Origin of the sequence: Pseudomonas entomophila (assembly GCF_013523125.1) — a bacterium.
In the GTDB taxonomy this organism is placed as follows: Bacteria; Pseudomonadota; Gammaproteobacteria; order Pseudomonadales; family Pseudomonadaceae; genus Aquipseudomonas; species Aquipseudomonas entomophila_B.
On the sequence record NZ_JAAMQJ010000001.1, the window covers coordinates 238,535 to 256,481 of the forward strand.

A 17,947-nucleotide genomic window follows, 5' to 3' on the forward strand; every position below is an offset into this window, starting at 1 on the left:
AAAGGAACGGCGCAGCTCTCGCGCGCCAGGACGGCAGCTCGTCAGGAAGATTTCTCTTCCGCTGCCGTGTCGCCGTGGGCGTGTCTGATCCTGCGCACGATCCACCAGATCGTCAGCATCACCGCAGGCACCAGAACCGCCATCACCGGCGCCACGCTGTCGTGAACCATCGGAATGCCCTTGAGCAAATAGCCGAGAAGACTCACGACGTAATAAGAAATTGCCGCGACCGACAGGCCTTCGACGGTTTGCTGAAGGCGCAATTGCATCTTGGCCCGGTTGTTCATCGACGCAAGCAGATCGCGGTTCTGGCGTTCAAGCTCGACGTCGATCCAGGAACGCAGCAACGCGATGGCCCGGGTCAGCTTGTCGGAGAGCTTGGTCTGGCGCTCCTTTACGGATTGGCATGTCCGCATGGCGGGAGCGATGCGACGCTGCAGGAAATCCGCCCAGGTGCAGTACCCGGATACGGCCTCTTCCGAAAGCGCTGCCAGCCTTTCCTCGACGATCTCGTAGTAGGCACGACTGGCGCCGAAGCGATAGAGATTCGCCGCAACGCCAGCTTCCAGTTCGGCAGCCAGGCCGGTCAATTCGGACAGCAGCACGTCGCTGTCGCGCCGTTCCACCAAGCTCGTACACATCTCGTCGGTGATCGCCGCAAGGCGCGACTCCATGCGCCGCAGCTCCGACGTCATCGACCGCGTCAACGGCAAGGACAGCAACGCCAAGGTACGGTAGGTCTCGATCTCCAGCAGACGTTGAGCCAGCGCACCCGCCCGCGCCGGGGTCAAATCGCGGGCAAGGACGAGGATCTGCGTCAGGCCATCCTCATCCTGTCGGAAGTCGGTGAGGATGGCGGCAGAGCCGTTCTCCACCAGCGAGTAGCACAGGCTGGCAGGATCGAAGCGATCGGCCTCCTTCTCCGTTTCCGGCGTCCATGGAAGAAGTCTCAAACGGATGCCGGATACGACCGGGCCGGGAGGAACAAATCCATGCTTGAACGGATTTTCGCCGCACGGCTCTCCCGTCTCGGAATCCAGCGAAGCGCACCAGAGATACGTTGAGAACTCGGTGTGCTTTTCACAGTGCAGGTCTCCCTCATCCCATGTCATGCCGTGAAGCGGCGTAGCGTGGTCGGGCTCGGCAACGCCGAAGCGATGAGACAACTCACTCATCGCCATCTGATCCCTGGCCTGATCGCCTTCGGTCATGAAAGCGAGCTGCAATATGCCGCGGGGGGCCTGAATCAACAGATGCGGGCGCGCATGCACTTCACCCACGGCCGCAGCACGATCGGCATAGGCCGGCATGCCGTACACGGTGGCGGTCGGGGCGGGTTGTACGGTCGTCGCATTGATGTTGGCCGGCTCTTGCATAACGACCTCATTTCTCATTGGTTGAAAAACACGCTTCAAAGCAAATGCCCGCAGCCATGCGTTTCGCACATGGCTGCGGGCCGATCTTCATGAGCAGGCACCGCTCTACACGGTCCGTCTAATAGGCTCGCCGTATAGAGGCTTGTGCTGGCCCTTTCAGAACGCCCTCAGCTTCCTTGCTTTCAGACGAAGGTGTACGAGCAGACCTTGTTGCCCGCCGGATCACGCAGGTAGGCCGCATAGGCACCCGGCAGGTGACCACGTGCGCCAGGCTGGCCCTCGTCGGTGCCGCCTGCGGCAAGGCCGGCAGCATGGAAGGCATCCACTTCGGCGGGAGTGGCGGCCGCAAAGCCGATCGTCACGCCGTTGCTGGAGGGCGCTTCACCATTGCCCGGACGGGCGATGATGAAAGCCGGCTTTTCGCGACCGAAAAGTACCCATCCGTTGTTGAAAGGACCGAGGTTCTTGATGCCAAGAGCACCCAGAGCGGCGTCGTAGAACGCGACCGACTTCTGAAGGTCGGCAGCGCCGATAAAAATGTGCGAAAAGATGCCATCGCCAGAAATGACAGGAGTGGACATGATTAATTTCCTTGGTGGTTGGTGTTGAATGGGTAGTGGGCGGTCAGTAGTGGATCACCGTGCGAATCGACTTGCCTTCATGCATCAGGTCGAAGGCCTTGTTGATGTCGTCGAGGCCCATGGTGTGGGTGACGAACGGGGCGAGATCGATCTCGCCTTTCATTGCGTCCTCCACCATGCCGGGAAGTTGAGTGCGGCCCTTGACCCCGCCGAAAGCCGAGCCCTTCCAGGTGCGACCGGTGATCAACTGGAACGGGCGCGTCGAAATTTCCTTGCCTGCACCAGCCACGCCGATGACGATCGACTGGCCCCAGCCACGATGTGCTGCTTCTAGTGCCGAGCGCATCACGTTGACGTTGCCGATGCACTCGAAGGTGTGATCGACACCCCAACCGGTCATCTCGATGAGAACCTCGTGAATCGGCTTGTCGAAGTCCTTCGGGTTGAGGCATTCGGTCGCGCCGAAGGTACGAGCCAGCTCGAACTTCGCTGGATTGGTGTCGATGGCGATGATGCGACCTGCCTTGGCCTGGCGTGCCCCCTGAATCGCAGCGAGCCCGATGCCGCCGAGGCCGAAGATGGCCACAGAGTCACCCGGCTGAACCTTGGCCGTGTTGTGAACAGCGCCGATGCCGGTGGTCACACCGCAACCCAGCAGGCAGACATGCTCGGGATTGGCGTCCGGGTTGATCTTGGCCAGCGAGACTTCGGCCACCACCGTGTATTCGCTGAAGGTCGAGCAGCCCATGTAGTGGTAGATCGGCTGGCCGTTGTAGCTGAAGCGGGTGGTGCCATCGGGCATCACGCCCTTGCCCTGGGTGGCGCGCACCGCGACACACAGGTTGGTCTTGCCGGACTTGCAGAACAGGCACTCGCCGCACTCGGCGGTATAGAGGGGAATGACGTGATCGCCAGGCTTCACGCTGGTCACACCTTCACCCACCTCCACGACGATACCCGCACCTTCATGACCCAGCACGACCGGGAAGAGACCTTCGGGGTCGTCGCCCGACAGGGTGAAGGCGTCGGTATGGCAAACGCCGGTGTTCGTGATCTTGATGAGCACCTCGCCCTTGCGCGGCGGCTCGACGTCGATCTCGACGATTTCCAGCGGCTTTCCTGGCCCGAAGGCAACTGCTGCACGTGATTTCATGATGTCGCTTCCTTTACTAGCTAACTAAATTTGCCCTCACCGAGGGCACCCTGGTGCCTCTACCGCAGATAGGAGCGGACGATAGAGATGGTCTCGTCAATGGACTTGTTCTGCGAATCGCTCCTGATTTCGCTACTGGGAAACTCTTCCCGCAGATAGCTCTCCAGAACGGTTGCCATCAATCCGTTGACTGCCCCACGAACGGCCGCAAGCTGCTGAAGAATTGCAGGGCATTCCGCACCTGCATCGAGCGCTTGCTCAAGAGTCGCTACCTGACCTTTGATGCGCCGGATGCGCGTCAGGGCTTGCTTCTTTTCTTCCGGGCTGTGTGGCATCGAACACCTCTCTACTTGGGTACACCGCCGCATTATACAATACTCCACCATAGTATATGCGGCCGAACTTCGCCACAAATTCTGTGCTCTTCGAGCACTATTACAGGCTAGTACAGATTTGTTCCCAAGAAGCGCAAAACATTCAAATCAATGAATATTTCTTGCATGTATCGACAGCATCGGGGCAAGTTCAAAACCGGTCAAACTGGAAAAATCTATGCGCAGATAGATATGGCCTATCTAAGCCAACTCATCGAGCTGAAGCTATCAAGATGAGACCGGCTAGGCGACCTGACGACCCGAGTACCGAGCCTTCCTCAGTGCAGGCAACATCTGGCCGTCCCAGTCACGATCGACCGCAACCTGGGCCTGTTCCTGGTTTCGTTCGAGGGCTTCAACGTCCAGATCAGCAATCGCCCATGTCTGCGTGCCGCAAGTCGTCGCGAGAATGCCATCCTCCGGGAATCCGCGATCCATGGGTGCATAGATCGTGGCCTCGCCAGTATTCGTGTCCAGCGCCGGGCTCCAGTCAGCAGCTCCGGTCGTCACGGCCTGCGCGATGAACATTCGGTTCTCCAGTGCCCGCGCCATGCAGCCCACACGGACCCGGGTTGCACCTGCTTGGGTGTCGGTACAGCTCGGGACCAGCAGCAGGCGCACTCCCGCCTCTCGCTGGGCTCGCACGGGCAATGGAAACTCACTGTCATAGCAAACAGCGATGCCGGCACGCACGCCTTTCAAATCGAACACCTTCAGTTCGTCGCCACCCTCGATGACGCCGGCGTCTTTCTCGAACCCCGTCAACTGCAATTTGTCTTGGTAGTCGCGTGTGCCGTCAGGCGCAAACCACCAAGCCCGGTTGCGGTAGCGGTCCAATCCAACCTGGGTCAAAAACGTACCGGCCTGAATGGTCATGCACAACTCGCGCGACAGGTCGGCATACAGTGCCAGCCACGCAGGCTGCAAGGCCTGCAGCGCGGCCAGAGAGGCGTTGAAATCATGGCGGATGCCAGGCTCGAACGTTGCAGCCAGTTCGAGGGATAGATACTCGGGCAACACGGCCAGTTCCGCCCCGCCACGGCGCGCCTCCTCCAGAACCAGCCGCTGCCGCGCAGCAAATGCCTCGAAGCCCGCGGGCTGACCCACTGAGTATTTCGCAACTGCTACTTTCATTTCGCGTTCTCCAGGGAGTGCAGCCACATCGTGAGCGTCTGCTCGGTTTCGCTCGGCTCACCCACCTGCTTCCAGGGCAGCGTAACCTTCATGTCCGACTGCCGCACGTAGCCGCGACGGGTCCAGAAGGGGTCATTACTGCGGTAGTTGGAAGGACGCCGGAGATCGTCGTCTGCACGATCCACCGACGCGAACGATGCCCACTGCATGCCGCCCAACGAACGGGCATGCGCTTCGCGCTCGTCAAAGAAGCGATGGCCCAGGCCAAGGCCCCGGAAGGCCGGGAGCAGGACTGATTCGCCACAGTAAAACACTGCCTCCACCGGGATTCCTCGATCGGCGAACGGCACATGGAAGGCCGGCTCCGCATCGCCGAGCGGCAACCCCGTGGACGCACCCACGACCACATCATCAGCGAGCGCGAGTACCAGCAGGCTGTCTGCCGAACGGGCGTACATGGCGAGGTAGTGCTTCTCGTATTCGGTGTCGCCCTCGTACAGGTAAGGAAAGCTGCGGAAGACGCTCGCCCGCAGGCCTGCCACGGCATCGAACCATTCGGCAATGTCCGGGCCACGACGAACCAGCACCTGCACGTCGCTGGTCATTTCAGGCGTCCCCTCCAACCTGTGCGATCCAGTCGCCGAGGTTGTAGTAGTTGGTGACACGAGCGATCTTGCCATCGCGGATCTCGAAGAACGCGCCGCCCGGCAGCACGTAGCGCTGGCCCTGGGCTTCCGGCAGCCCGTCGTCCGTCACCTTGTATTCGCCATGCACCACGTACTCCGCGCCTGCACGCAGGCCGTCGGCGCTGACCATCACCACGATCCCGCGCAGTTGCTCGCCATAGCAGCGGTCCATGCGCTGCAGGAAGGCGCGGAAGGCTTCGCGACCGACCTCACGAGCGCCCTGGTTCAAGTCGTGCGCGACGTCATCGGTCAACATTGACAGCATGGCCTCGCGGTCGCCGCGGTTGAAGGCGTCGTAGTAGGCAGTGATGAGAGTCGCAGCGTTCATTCGCGTTCCTTGTTGGGTTGTTCGGAGCGGAGCATTCCGGGGTGTTGTCAGTCTGGGCAACCGCGCTCTCCTTGTATATGGAATTGTTGCGATTTTATAATTCCACAATCTGGAACAATTAACGAGCAGCGAAACCGGCCATGAGGCGTGCGTCATGAACAAAGAAATGGAACTACTGCGCATCTTTCGGGTGGCGGCCGAAAGCAGCAGTTTTCGCGATGCGGCCGTCCGGCTGGGGACTTCTCCGCAAGGTGTAACCCGTGCCATCCAGCAACTGGAGCAACACTACGGCGAGGTGTTGTTTCATCGAAGCACGCGCCAGGTGCGCATCACCGCCTTCGGCGAAGGGCTGCTAGACCAAGTGCGCCCCGCATTGGAGCGGTTCGAGGATCTGTGGCGAACGCCTAGCTCCGACCAGCAGGCCTCTCTGTCCGGTACGGTTCGCATCACCGCACCGCACAGCTTGGGCACCAGAGCGGTGCTACCGGCACTGGAGCGCGTGGCCGCGCGTCATCCCGGCATCACGCTGGATGTGCGCCTGTCCGATCGCATCAGCAATACGGTTGACGAAGGGATTGACGTCGGGATCAGGGTCGGATTCATGCGCGATAGCCGCTTCGTCGCACGCAAGGCCGCCGACATGAGACTCCCCATCGTTGCCGCTCCGCGCCTGATCAAGAAAGTGGGCGTACCTGCAAACATCGATGCGCTAAGCAGCCTGCCAGTTACCGTGGCCTTGGATATCAATACCGGCCGTCCCTGGCCTTGGCACTTCAAGGCGGGACGCCAGTGGACACCTACCGCACCCACTCTCGTCGCCGACAATGCCGACATGGAAATGGGAGCGGCGCTGGCCGGGATCGCGTTCGCGCAACTGGCGGACTACATGGCCGCCCCCTACATTGCCAGCGGGAAGCTCGTGCGAGTGCTGGAGAACGAAGAACCTCCGGCATGGGGGTTGTACGTCTATCGGCCTCAGCGTGGCCCCATTCCGGGAAGGGTTCGAGCGGTATTTGATGAAATGCTGGTCGCCGTTGGATCGTTGCCAGCTTTGCGCTGACACGTCGCAAGACGCTGTAGGGCACACATCTTGGAAAGCGGGGCACTGAGCCTCGGCGGCTCACCCCTCCGGTTGAATGATGAACCGACCGTCTGCCCGCTTGCCCCAGATGCAGATCGGTCGGCCATGCAACCCAATGCCGGCGAACGATTAGATGTAAATGAATTGCCGGTACAACCCATCCAACTGACGACGAATGTCTTCGACGCGCTGCTCGTCACCGGTATCGGTAAATTCGAGTAGCTGCTGTTCCTTGGCAGTGATCTGATCGCAAAGGTCGGACAAGTTCTCGCAGAAAGCCTCGGAATGAACGGTGGGCTCCTCCGTATTCGTCTCTTCCCCTGCTAGTTTTCGCACAGACGAGGCTGGAGAAATCCCATTTTCCTCGTTAAAGGCAATTTGAAGCTGCCTGCGCCTATTGGTCTCATCGATCGCCTGCTTCATCGCCGGCGTCACCGCGTCGGCGTACAAGATCGCCTTGCCGTTTTCATTCCGAGCGACTCGACCGATCATCTGAATGAGCGCATGGGCCGAACGCAAGAACCCTGCACGGTCTGCATCGAGAATGGCAATCAATGATGCCTCTGGAATATCCAGCCCTTCGCGCAAAAGACTAATCCCAATCAAAACATCGAACTCTCCTGCGCGCAGGCCATTGATGATCTCAACACGATCCTCCGCTTTTATGTCCGAATGCATGTAGCGCGCTCGAATCCCGTTGTCCGTCAAGAAATCCGTTAGCTCTTCTGCACTGACCTTCGTCAGCGTAGTCACAAGCACTCGATTCTTTCTCTTCACGCACTTCGATATTTCGGCAAGCAGGTCATCTATGTATCCATCCGCTTTCCGCACTTCAACCTTGGGGTCAAGCAGTCCCGTTGGCCTGATAACCTGTTCGACAACCCTGCCTTTCGACACCCTCAGCTCGTAGTCGCCCGGAGTAGCGGAAACAAAGATGGTCTGAGGCTTGACCTTCTCGAACTCGTCAAAGTTCAATGGCCGGTTGTTCTTCGATGAAGGCAAACGGAACCCGTAATCGATCAGCGTGTCCTTGCGCGCCTGATCCCCCCGGTACATTGCGGATATCTGTGGCACCATGACATGAGATTCATCGACGAACAGCAGCCCGTCTTTCGGCAAATAATCCAGCAACGTGATCGGAGGAGAAGCTGCGTCTCGGTCGCTGAAGTAGCAGGAATAATTCTCCATCCCCGAGCAATAGCCGACCTCGCGCATCATTTCCACGTCATGCGTGATCCGCTCGTACAGCCTGATTGCCTCGACCAAGCGATTATTCCTGTTCAGCTCGGCAACCCGCTCTTCCATATCAGCGAGTATCTTTTTGGATGCAGAATCTATTTTGTTCGTGGGCGGCGCGAAAAGCGTTTTTGGCGAAACCAAATAATGGTCTATCTCTCCCAACGTCTTGCCGGTAACAGGGTCCATCCATTGGACAGACGCAACAGTGTCATCCAACAGTTCCACCCGAACCGCCCTGTACTCGGAATCAGCGGGGAAAATGTCAATCACATCACCTTGGACGCGGAACGTTGCACGCTTGAGAGTGCGCTCCGTGCGATCATATTGCAGCAAAGCCAAGCGACGAATTAGCTCTCTCTGGTTTAGTTTGACCCCAGGGGACAGAGCGATCTGTAGCGCTCGGTATGCATCTGGATCACCCAGGCCGTAGATTGAAGACACCGAAGCGACGACGATCACGTCACGACGCTCAATCAAGGATTTGGTCGTGGACAGGCGCAGGCGCTCAAGGTGGTCATTGATGGCCGAGTCCTTTGGAATGAAACGATCGGTGCCCGGCATATAGATTTCGGGCTGAAAATAATCGTAGTAGGAAACGAAGTACTCGACCGCGTTCTCAGGAAAGAAGTGCTTCATTTCACCATAAAGCTGCGCGGTCAACGTCTTGTTAGGAGCCAAGATCAACGTAGGCCGCTTCAGACGATGAATCACATTGGCCATGGTGAAGGTCTTACCTGAGCCGGTGATACCTTTCAGCGTCTGGTGCGTCGCACCTTCTTCTATGTCCGACAGCAGGCGCGCTATCGCCTCTGGCTGGTCCCCCGCCGGCGTATAGTTGGAGTGCAGAATAAACATACCGGTTGACATTAGATATCTCCTAATTGAGCTACTTCAATTTGTCCTGATGTATCGGCTATTCCAGAAGACCTATAGCAGTACCAAACTGGGGTGTAAATGACGGCGATCCTGCCGCGCCCCACCTGGGCGTAGGCGTCGCCAACATGATAGCCCAGCACATGGGCGGGCTTCCCAGTGCATATCCGCCGATCGCCACGACGTCAGCCAGCGGCCCGTCTGCCAATGCACCTGGAGCCACTCGCCTCGTTGAGCGCTGACATCGAGCCGTGGCGGGCGAGGTTGCTCTGTACGCCCAATGTGTGGCGCCGGCTCCCGCCGATACGCGCCTTTGTCTCTCTCAGCCCTCCAGACGAGGCGTTGGAAACGTGGAGCTACGTCAATGTCATCAACTTAAGGAATTTTTCCTATAAATATCATATAATTAGCGCTAAATTCAGCGCATAGGAGAAACCCTTTTGGCCCCTCATTCCACACCGTTTGACACCGCCCAGCAAACCCTGGCTTGAAAATTGTACAAAAAATAACCAGTCAGCTCGATTGTCCCGACTTCATCGATACCCACCGCCAGCGCCCTCACGACTTTACCCGCCGACGCCAACTGACCTTCAAGAACCTCGTCCTGTTTTTGCTCAATCAGCCACGCACCGCCCTGCAAACCGAGCTCGATCAGTTCTATCGCGTGCTCAACCAGGCCTCGGCCGAGACCCAGGTGGTCACCGCGCAGGCCTTCAGCAAGGCGCGCGGCAAGCTCAAGCCCGAGGTCTTCGAGAGCCTCAACCAAACCCTTCAGCAACAGCTCGACAGCCTCGGGCTGCGCCAGACGTGGCGCGGGTTACGGGTACTCGCCGTGGACGGCTCGACCGTCCATTTACCGCTGGAGTCGGTCATGACGCGCTTTTTCGGCTGCCATAGCGAGTTTCCCGTTGCCCGTCTGTCCATGCTCTACGACGTCGCCGACGGCCAGACGCTACACAGCCTGATCGTGCCATCCGCAGTCGGCGAGCGCGATTGCGCCCATCTGCACCTCGAGCATCTGCCCGCTGACAGCCTGACGTTGTTTGATCGCGGCTACCCCGGACACTGGCTGTTTGCGCTGTTCGAGCAGCACCGGCGACATTTCCTGATGCGCCTGCCGTGTGGCTACAACGCGCAGGTCAAACAGTTTCTCCGCTCGGGGCAGACAGAAGACACGCAGTTCTTCTCTGCCAGTCATCCCGAGGCGCGCCTGTTCTGTACCGAGGCCGGCGTCGATCCCGCGGGCCGGGTCGAATTGCGCCTGATCCGGGTCGAGCTAGCCAGCGGTGAAAGCGAAGTGCTGCTGACCTCCCTGCTGGATCGACAGGCCTTCCCGGCCGAGGTGTTCGCGGATCTTTACCACCGCCGCTGGGGCATCGAAACGGACTACCGCCGCCTCAAGCAGACCCTCTGCCTCGACAACTTTAGCGGCCGTAGCGTGACGGCCGTGAAGCAGGACTTTCATGCCGGGCAACTGCTGAAAAACCTAGCGCTGCTGATGCAACATCTGCTGCAACCGGTCATCGAGCAGCGCCACAAAGGCCGCAAGCTGCGCTGGAAGGTCAACTTCACCCAAGGGGTGTCACGCCTCAAGAACACCCTGGTCGACCTGCTGGTACGCCCCGGTGTGCAGGGGCTGGCCAACGTGATGGAGTTGATGGCCAACAGCCTCAGCGCTGTGCGCCCGGGCCGCAGCTTCCCGCGCCAGCGTATGCGCCTGGCCAGTCGCGGCTGCGAGGGCTACAAACCGACGCGCTAAGAACAAGCAGCACCCGAACTGCACCGCAAAAAAGCTGGCCAGACAGCGGCCGGCACGCGCTCGCCCGGAAAACGAGAAATCCCGCCCGCCGAGGCGAACCGGCATCCATTAAGCTGGCGTCTGGGTCGCACATGCGCTGAACTGGGGAGCAAAACCAGTGAAGGCACTGCTGCAACCGCGCGTCCAAGCCCCGGGATTTCTTGCCCCGGCCAGGGCTGGGGGCTTAAGTTGATGACATTGGGAGCTACGTCGCCCCTCTAAAGATGCACGATCTCAACATTCGGCCATTTGCCTGCAAGGTACTCGGCCACTAGCCTCCGATGGCAGTGATGGGGCTTGTCTTCGCTGCAAAGCAGGCAACTGTTATCAATCTTTTCTTTATCGATTGACTCAATCTTTCGGGACGACATTAAATCCAGAAATTTACTGGCGTAGATATCCCAATCTCCCCCTTTTATTTTATATTCCTCGAACATGTCTTTGGTTGGAGCAAGTGCTGGTAGATGTTCATATTCCATCCCACACAACGCCTCGGAAAAATATCGAAGATCCTCGCGTTTAGCGAATCCGGCCAATTGCGAAACATTATTCAGGCGAACATCGACAAGGCGCTTGGCACCAGAAGCACTTAACTTGGTGAAGAAGGACCGCGCGGAGGTCTTAGTGAATCCAATCGTGAATATCTTCATCTGCCTTATTCCCCTCGTTCCTTCATCCATAAATGGCTGTTATTGAGCTACCGCCAGGCATGCCCGTCAATCGCAGCTAAGGAAACGCTGGGGGCATGGTGTACTAGCTGCGCCACAACGGCCATGGCAGGCTCCATTCTCTCGCCGCTTCAACGGCCACGACCCGAACAGCTCAAGAGCTTAGCACCGCCTTTTGCGGTTGCGTGCCTCACCACTCACGCTTACTCCCTTCCAGAACGCGCCAACTGCTAAGCTACATGAGGACGACTCGCCCACAGCGCAAAGCACCTGTGTTCGCGCTATTGGCTGTCCCGTGCGTTGTGGTGCTGACCGTCGATGACGAGTCGAACCTACTGTATGGACACTGCGCGCGGCAGCCTTTCATGCGTGCCAGCTACGTGCCCAAGGTTGGACGCGGATCGAAGCGTGCGCAGGGTTTTTCGTGAAAGTATAAAATCCAATCAACTTTATCAGAAGAAAATATATGATCGTAAGAAACTTTGAATACTTGCTTGCTTTGCACCGTGAAGGCCATTTTGGCAACGCGGCCAAAAGCTGCAATGTTTCTCAGCCGACACTCTCCGCGGGCATTAAGCAATTGGAGGAAGACATGGGTGTCGAGATCGTGCGTCATGGCCGACGCTATGACGGCCTCACTTCTGAAGGGATGCGCGTACTGTCTTGGGCTCAGCAGATGTATGACGACTGCAAAGGGCTGGAGCGAGAACTCTCCGCACTACGGCGAGGTATAGAGGGGCAATTCCGGCTAGGGATACTCCCAGGAACTGCCGGTGTAGCGCCCACATTAAGCATCGCCCTTGCTGAAAAAACACCCTTACTTCAACAATCAGTTCTGGTTTCCGGCGCTTCTTCCCTGCTACAGGCGATTCGAGAAAACAATTTGGATATCGCACTCATGCATTTGGAGGATATCCCAGGGGAAGACTTCGATACTCACCTTCTGTACCGTGAACGCATTTTCCTTTTTCACGCCGCGAGAACACAGCAACCCCGAAGCACAACGTGGGACCATGTTCTCAATAGACAACTCTGCGTGCTGAACTCGGCAGTACCTGAACCCATTCAAGATAGGCTGATGCAATGTACCGCGCAGACTATTCGCACTGATTCAATTGACGTGCTATCGGCACACGTGGCGACAGGAAAATATTCGGCAGTTCTTCCGCAATCTCTCGCCGGCCAACTCGCGCACATTCCAAATCTCCACGCAATCGCAATCAATGGACCAATGTCGCACTCAAATGTCGGATTCGTTGCTGGGAAAAATGCGTTCGAGGCACCGTCATCGCGTGCATTGCTCGAAATGGTGCACACCCCCGAACTCGCCGCCACTCTTCAATCCGTTATATCGATCCATCGTCGGTTCCAGCCCAAAGCAGACTCATCTCAAAGCCCCCTGAAATAGCGAGTCTTGAAGAGCAACTCTGTATTGCTTCAACCAGGCGAAGATTGCAGGCATGCCGTGTGCGCCGCTAACAGGCGCCACGTGCTGAGCAACCCATCGAAGGCCACTAGGTCCAGGGGCAACTCGGGGGGCAGGAGTACCTGCTGCATGCGGCCTCCTCATGTCTCGCTGGGTCGAGCTGACTGTTCCTAGATCAAGCTAGGAGGCGCGATGTAGCGATGATCGTTGCCCTCTCCCGGCTAGGAGACGAGCACGGCTCGACGATCCCGCGTAGATAGATCGTGCCTATCTGCACATAGATTATTCCAGTTTGACCACTTCTGAGCTTGATCCGATGCTGTCAAGACCGCAGAAGGAGACGCGACCAACGGCTAGGCAATACCACGATCGTTCTTCTTGACAGCGGTAAATTTCGTTTCCCACTTCGATTTAGAAGATGGAAACATTAACGCACAGAGGTGACGAAATGACTCCGACCGGTAACCGAATCGTGACTTTCGAGAAGCCCTTGGAAATGAAGGTCAACACCTTCAAATTTCCAGAGCTGATAACCCCTCAAGGGAAAAGCGCACCCCATGGCGCTATCCTCAAAATAGTTACCACAAATATCTGTGGCAGCGACCTTCACATTTATCGCGGTTCGTTTGCTGTTCCCAAGGGAATGACCATGGGCCATGAAATGACCGGCGAAGTGATCGAAGTGGGATCAGACGTCGAAGTCGTGAAGAAGGGCGACATCGTTTCCGTTCCCTTCAATGTGGGGTGTGGGCGTTGCTACAACTGCAAGCATATGCGCTCCGATGTATGCGAGAACACCAACCCCGAAATCGACTGCGGAGCCTACGGGTTCAACCTCGGTGGCTGGACGGGGGGGCAAGGTGATTATCTCTTCGTACCGTATGCGGATTTCAATCTCCTTCGCTTCCCTGACAAGGATGCCGCCATGGAAAAAATCCGCGACCTGACCCTTCTCTCTGACGTATTACCCACAGCTTTCCATGGGTTCGCTGGCCCAGACTGGCCAGCCGCGCCGGCCTACGTCGTCGGCGAAAACATCCTGATCTTCGGTGCCGGGCCGGTCGGCAGAGCGGGTGCCGCCTGCGCCAGACTTCTGGGTGCAGGCGCCATCATCGTTGCCGATTACATTCAAGAGCGGCTGGACCTTCTCAAGCCACACGGCGTGGAAACCATCAACCTTTCCGACGGCGTGCCGATCGAGGAGCATCTCGAACGCATTACCGGGCACAGGGAGGTGGATCGCGTCATCGACTATGTTGGTGTGGACTGCCGCGGGTTTGGCGCGGAGGCTGACAAGATCGTGGAGAGCGCTGTTACCAACGCAATGCTCAAATATGTCCGCTTCGGCGGAATGACCAGTACGGTCGGTGTGTACTGCGCAAACCCGATCTCGAAAGACCCGAAAGCCAAGAAAGGCCATATGGATCTGGAATGGTCCAACGCCTGGATCAAGTCGCCGCGAATGTCGGCTGGTCAATCTCCGACGGCCAACTACAACCACGCGTTAATGCGGGCGATACTGAACGATCGCATGCCTTACCTTTCGCCGATGATGAACACTAAGTTCATCAAGCTCGAAGACGCGCCCGCCGCGTACAAAGAGTTCGACGCGGGTTCTGCATACAAGTACGTCATCGACCCGCATGGTTCAGTGCGGCATTAAGCATCCGGCGCGGGCTAAGCATCAGGATGTCTCACACTTTCTGGTGAGAGGCATTCTGGTCCCGCCAGTCTCCGGGCAGCAACTGGAGCCGGCGAATATTTTCGCCGGCATTTGCCGTCTGCCCCAGGGTACTTGCCTTGGCTCGGACCAGGAGCAGAGCCTCAGCAATCCGCAGGTGATGATCAACCGCAAGCGTGTTCAAGCGCTTGGTTCGCAATCGGCCAAGGGTCAGACGGGGACGATGCACGGCATCCATTGACGTGCGTGGCTGGAGATAGCCTTCGTCTGATCCTTATCACCCCACGGACTTGACAGGCTCGCCTGGTGTTGTGCCTGCCTCGGGCCATCGCACGGTCAACCCAGCCCTGGCTCATTCAGCCAGAAGTTTCCAATGATGTGGCCGAACTCGCCGCCGCCAGAATGGCAGTCACTTCTATAGGGAGATAGCACAGTGTTGGATAAGTCGGAACGGGAGGGTGGCCTATGGAGCTGCGCCATCTTCGCTGCTTCGTAGTTCTTGCTGAGGAGCTACATTTCACGCGGGCGGCTGAGCGCCTGCATATCGAACAACCACCGCTATCACGAGCCATCAAGGAACTTGAGGACGAGTTGGGCGTAGTGCTCTTCGACCGAAACCGACGAGGAACAGTTCTAACGGCGGCGGGCGCGGTCTTCTTGCAAGATGTTCGCCGTCTATTCACAGTGCTGGAACAGGCTCGTGAAAATGCCAAGGCTGTGGCATCGGGCTTGCGCGGTAGCCTGCGCATCGCTGTATCAGATGGGGCTATCGATCCACGGCTGTCGGCATTTCTGGCTCGTTGCCGCGCCGAGGAGCCGGAGATCGAAATACGCTTGTCAGAAGTGCCTCTGGCAGAGCAAGTGCGTGGCTTGCGTTCGGGCGACTTCATGATCGGGTTCGCGCACACGGGCGATGTCGGCGACGGTATCGCTGCCGAACCAATCTGGCACGACCCGCTGGTGATTGCGGTGCCAGCTCGTCACTCATTGCTCACCTACAAGGAGGTGCCACTTCAAGAACTTCAAGGCCATCCACTTGTCCTGTGCGACCCGCAGGTATGCGAGGGCTATTGCCGCGAACTCAAGCGGCTGCTCAACACGTTGGAGCACAAGCTGAATGTTGTCGAGGAAGTGTCCTCGCTGGACATGATGCTCACGTTGGTCGGCGCCGGCTACGGCATCGGCTTCATGACGGCGACCAAGATTCCCATCTCCCAACGGCCGGATGTGGTGATCCGCCCCTTGGCGATGGATTCTGCCGTGATCACCACCTACCTGCTTCGGCCCGACGGCGGCAATTTATCGGCTTCGGTGGAGCGATTTATCGTTCGCCTTCGCGACTCTTCGGACGGTTGACGGAGCCTGGCAGGCTAGACACTCAGGGATCAGTGTCGGCACGCAGATTGCGTTCGGTCGCCGTCATCAGGTCAGCCGCGCTTATTCCAAGTGCCGTAGAAATTTTCAGTATGAGCGGAAGCGTGGGCACGTGCTCACCACGCTCGATCTTACCCATGTGAGAACGCGAAATGCTTGCCCGAGATGCGAACTCGTCTTGCGCGACTCCTTGAGCGACGCGCGCAGCGCGCACGGCCTGTCCGAAGGCTAACGCCGACTCGGATTCATACGTCGATGTGCCAGAAGGACGGCCTGGCTGAATTGTTGATTTCTGCATTAGCAGAAGCGTCAAACAATCTGCCACAATTAACCACGTTAAAGATAACGACGTTAAACTTCACTCTTTCCTGCAACGCTGGTTTGCCTTTCTGGACAGATCGCTTATTGGGGGCCCTCATGCATGACGCCACCAGCCAGTTTTCCCATTTCAGGCTTGCTATCGCGCCCGGAGTGCCATCCTCTTGCCTCACAACGCTTCTTGCCCTACAGCGCGCGGAGGAACCAGAAGTCACCATCACGTTCTTTGAGACCTCAGCCGATGATCTGTTGACGGGCCTTGAGGAAGGCCGCTACGACGCTGGAATGACGCTTCGGAACGCTGGTGCTCCGGCCGTGAAAAGCCAACCGCTCTGGGTGGAGAACGTGGCTGTTGCAGTGCCGCTGGGGTCCCCCTTAGTTGCCCAGGCGAAGATCACGCTTGCCGAGCTTCTGGACTATCCGGTGTTTCGCTGGCCGGCGGAGGCTTGCCTACTGCTGGATCAGCGACTGTCCTTTCTTCCGTTGAGCCAGCAGAGCATTCAGCACGTGACTTCGTTCGAGATGATGGCGCTTTGGGTGACCGCTGGCTACGGAGTGGGGCTCTCCGCGCAATCGCGCATTGAGCGTGCCCATGCGTGGGGGATCACTATGCGACCGCTTTCAGACGGCCCCTACGAGATCGTGACATATCTGCAGCGGCCCCACGGACGAGCCAATGTTGTTTCTGAGCGGTTCGAGCACAGGGCAATGTTGGTTGCCAGGGACAGGGCGGCTTGCTCGAATACCCCATAGCCCGCTCTCGCCGAGGCTGCGTGCGGGTAATTGCAGCGGCACGCGCCTGTTAGCGCGCCAGTGATAGCGCTTCCATCTCTGGCAATATGATGAATTAACATGGTCTTTGGAGGCACGAATGGTTGGAAGTGGTTGGGATCGAGTACCAATTGACTCGCAAAGCATCGATGCGCCGCTGTCGCGCGCGGCGGTGTTTCTCACGTTGACAGTCGCCGAGGGCCACGAGGCCCTTCAGGCGGTCGCCGGCGTCTTGGACGGGCTGGACGACCTGATCAAAACGGTGGGCTTCCGCGATCTCAACGGCCGGCTGTCGTGCATCACTGCACTGGGATCGGCGCTATGGGACCGTTTCCAGACCGGGAAGCGCCCGAAGGAACTACGGCCCTTCGTGCCCATCGAGGGTGCCAAGCACACCGCGCCTGCCACGCCCGGCGACCTGTTCTTTCACATCCGTGCCGAACGCGAGGACCTCTGTTTTGAATTCGAGCGCCTGCTGCTGGACCAACTGGGCAGCAGCGTGACGGTGGCCGACGAGGTGGTCGGTTTTCGCTACTTCGACTCCCGCGACCTGCTTGGCTTTGTCGATGGCACGGCCAACCCGACCGGGCACGACATCGGCGCCTCGACGCTGGTCGGCAGTGAAGATCAGGCGTTCGCCGGCGGCAGCTACTTGGTGGTGCAGAAGTATCTGCACCAAATGCAGCCGTGGGCTCGGCTCGCCAAGGACGAGCAAGAGCGGATCATCGGCCGGGAGATCGTCAGCAATGTCGAATTGCCCGACGCGACGAGCGGCCAGAAATCGCACAAGACCCTCGCCACGATCGTGGACGACGACGGCACCGAGCACGACATCCTGCGCGACAACATGCCCTTCGGCCGCCCCGGCCAGGGCGAATATGGCACCTACTTCATCGGCTACTCCAGGCATCTGTGGGTGACGCAGAAGATGCTGGAGCGCATGTTCCTCGGCGATCCGCCAGGCATGCACGACCGCCTGCTCGATTTCTCGACGGCGCACACCGGCGCCGTGTTCTTCGCTCCCGCACCGCGCACGCTGAGCGAACTCGTGGAGGCGGTGCAAGCGTAATGCAGGGGCCGCAAGGC

Annotated in this window: 17 protein-coding genes; 7 read left to right on the top strand and 10 right to left on the bottom strand. The window is 58.4% G+C overall.

Translation table 11 applies throughout. From position 1 onward, the window contains the following. Nucleotides 1-41 precede the first annotated feature (41 nt). From G7007_RS01005 to G7007_RS01035, 7 genes are all read right to left on the bottom strand, one after another. Nucleotides 42-1,376, bottom strand: a complete 1,335-nt coding sequence (locus G7007_RS01005) for a DUF3422 family protein (RefSeq protein ID WP_023106334.1) — start codon at nt 1,374-1,376, stop codon at nt 42-44. A 182-nt stretch (nt 1,377-1,558) separates the two neighbouring features. Continuing rightward, nucleotides 1,559-1,957 (bottom strand): VOC family protein, encoded by a 399-nt coding sequence (locus G7007_RS01010; protein WP_017514589.1) that lies wholly within the window; start codon nt 1,955-1,957, stop codon nt 1,559-1,561. A 43-nt stretch (nt 1,958-2,000) separates the two neighbouring features. After that, nucleotides 2,001-3,110, bottom strand: a complete 1,110-nt coding sequence (locus G7007_RS01015) for an S-(hydroxymethyl)glutathione dehydrogenase/class III alcohol dehydrogenase (RefSeq protein WP_007182549.1) — start codon at nt 3,108-3,110, stop codon at nt 2,001-2,003. A gap of 59 nt (nt 3,111-3,169) precedes the next feature. Next, nucleotides 3,170-3,445, bottom strand: coding sequence for a formaldehyde-responsive transcriptional repressor FrmR (frmR, locus tag G7007_RS01020; RefSeq protein ID WP_007182548.1), 276 nt, complete (start codon nt 3,443-3,445; stop codon nt 3,170-3,172). A 282-nt stretch (nt 3,446-3,727) separates the two neighbouring features. Continuing rightward, nucleotides 3,728-4,618: a carbon-nitrogen hydrolase family protein gene (locus G7007_RS01025; RefSeq protein WP_007182547.1), complete on the bottom strand. Its 891-nt coding sequence runs from the start codon at nt 4,616-4,618 to the stop codon at nt 3,728-3,730. After that, nucleotides 4,615-5,223, bottom strand: a complete 609-nt coding sequence (locus tag G7007_RS01030; RefSeq protein ID WP_007182546.1) for a GNAT family N-acetyltransferase — start codon at nt 5,221-5,223, stop codon at nt 4,615-4,617. Before G7007_RS01030 ends, G7007_RS01025 begins: the two co-directional genes overlap by 4 nt. 1 nt (nt 5,224) lies before the next feature. Continuing rightward, the gene (locus tag G7007_RS01035; RefSeq protein WP_017514126.1) at nt 5,225-5,632 is read right to left on the bottom strand and encodes a ketosteroid isomerase-related protein; all 408 of its coding nucleotides are present in this window, start codon (nt 5,630-5,632) and stop codon (nt 5,225-5,227) included. Between the two features lie 154 nt (nt 5,633-5,786). On the opposite strand from G7007_RS01035, the gene G7007_RS01040 reads away from it, so the two are divergent. After that, nucleotides 5,787-6,692 carry a LysR family transcriptional regulator gene (locus tag G7007_RS01040; RefSeq protein WP_020924945.1) on the top strand — a complete coding sequence of 302 codons (906 nt, stop codon included), beginning with the start codon at nt 5,787-5,789 and terminating at the stop codon, nt 6,690-6,692. 150 nt (nt 6,693-6,842) lie between these two features. Here the strand turns inward: G7007_RS01040 and uvrB are convergent, their stop codons facing one another. Continuing rightward, entirely contained in the window at nt 6,843-8,819 is a 1,977-nt protein-coding gene (gene uvrB / locus G7007_RS01045) for an excinuclease ABC subunit UvrB (RefSeq protein ID WP_181098637.1), read from the bottom strand. Between the two features lie 493 nt (nt 8,820-9,312). Here uvrB and G7007_RS01050 point away from each other — a divergent pair, with 493 nt between their 5' ends. Then, nucleotides 9,313-10,584, top strand: a complete 1,272-nt coding sequence (locus G7007_RS01050) for an IS4-like element ISPa45 family transposase (RefSeq protein ID WP_020924943.1) — start codon at nt 9,313-9,315, stop codon at nt 10,582-10,584. A gap of 257 nt (nt 10,585-10,841) precedes the next feature. On the opposite strand, the gene G7007_RS01055 is transcribed toward G7007_RS01050, so the two are convergent. After that, a complete protein-coding gene (locus G7007_RS01055; protein WP_023835768.1) occupies nt 10,842-11,273 on the bottom strand; it encodes a DUF488 domain-containing protein in 432 nt (143 codons plus the stop codon). A gap of 484 nt (nt 11,274-11,757) precedes the next feature. On the opposite strand from G7007_RS01055, the gene G7007_RS01060 reads away from it, so the two are divergent. From G7007_RS01060 to G7007_RS01070, 3 genes are all read left to right on the top strand, one after another. Next, the gene (locus tag G7007_RS01060; RefSeq protein WP_028698648.1) at nt 11,758-12,699 is read left to right on the top strand and encodes a LysR family transcriptional regulator; all 942 of its coding nucleotides are present in this window, start codon (nt 11,758-11,760) and stop codon (nt 12,697-12,699) included. A gap of 466 nt (nt 12,700-13,165) precedes the next feature. Then, nucleotides 13,166-14,380, top strand: coding sequence for a glutathione-independent formaldehyde dehydrogenase (locus tag G7007_RS01065; RefSeq protein WP_023093406.1), 1,215 nt, complete (start codon nt 13,166-13,168; stop codon nt 14,378-14,380). 483 nt (nt 14,381-14,863) lie between these two features. Next, nucleotides 14,864-15,754, top strand: a complete 891-nt coding sequence (locus G7007_RS01070; protein WP_023103878.1) for a LysR family transcriptional regulator — start codon at nt 14,864-14,866, stop codon at nt 15,752-15,754. Between the two features lie 22 nt (nt 15,755-15,776). On the opposite strand, the gene G7007_RS01075 is transcribed toward G7007_RS01070, so the two are convergent. After that, nucleotides 15,777-16,070: a helix-turn-helix domain-containing protein gene (locus G7007_RS01075; protein ID WP_009459591.1), complete on the bottom strand. Its 294-nt coding sequence runs from the start codon at nt 16,068-16,070 to the stop codon at nt 15,777-15,779. Between G7007_RS01075 and G7007_RS01080 the strand changes: the two genes are divergently transcribed. Both G7007_RS01080 and G7007_RS01085 read left to right on the top strand, forming a co-directional pair. Next, nucleotides 16,028-16,843 (top strand): substrate-binding domain-containing protein, encoded by an 816-nt coding sequence (locus G7007_RS01080; protein ID WP_017514781.1) that lies wholly within the window; start codon nt 16,028-16,030, stop codon nt 16,841-16,843. The two genes, G7007_RS01075 and G7007_RS01080, sit on opposite strands and share 43 nt — an antisense overlap. A gap of 118 nt (nt 16,844-16,961) precedes the next feature. Beyond that, nucleotides 16,962-17,930, top strand: a complete 969-nt coding sequence (locus tag G7007_RS01085) for a Dyp-type peroxidase (RefSeq protein WP_020924940.1) — start codon at nt 16,962-16,964, stop codon at nt 17,928-17,930. The last annotated feature ends 17 nt before the right edge of the window (nt 17,931-17,947 follow it).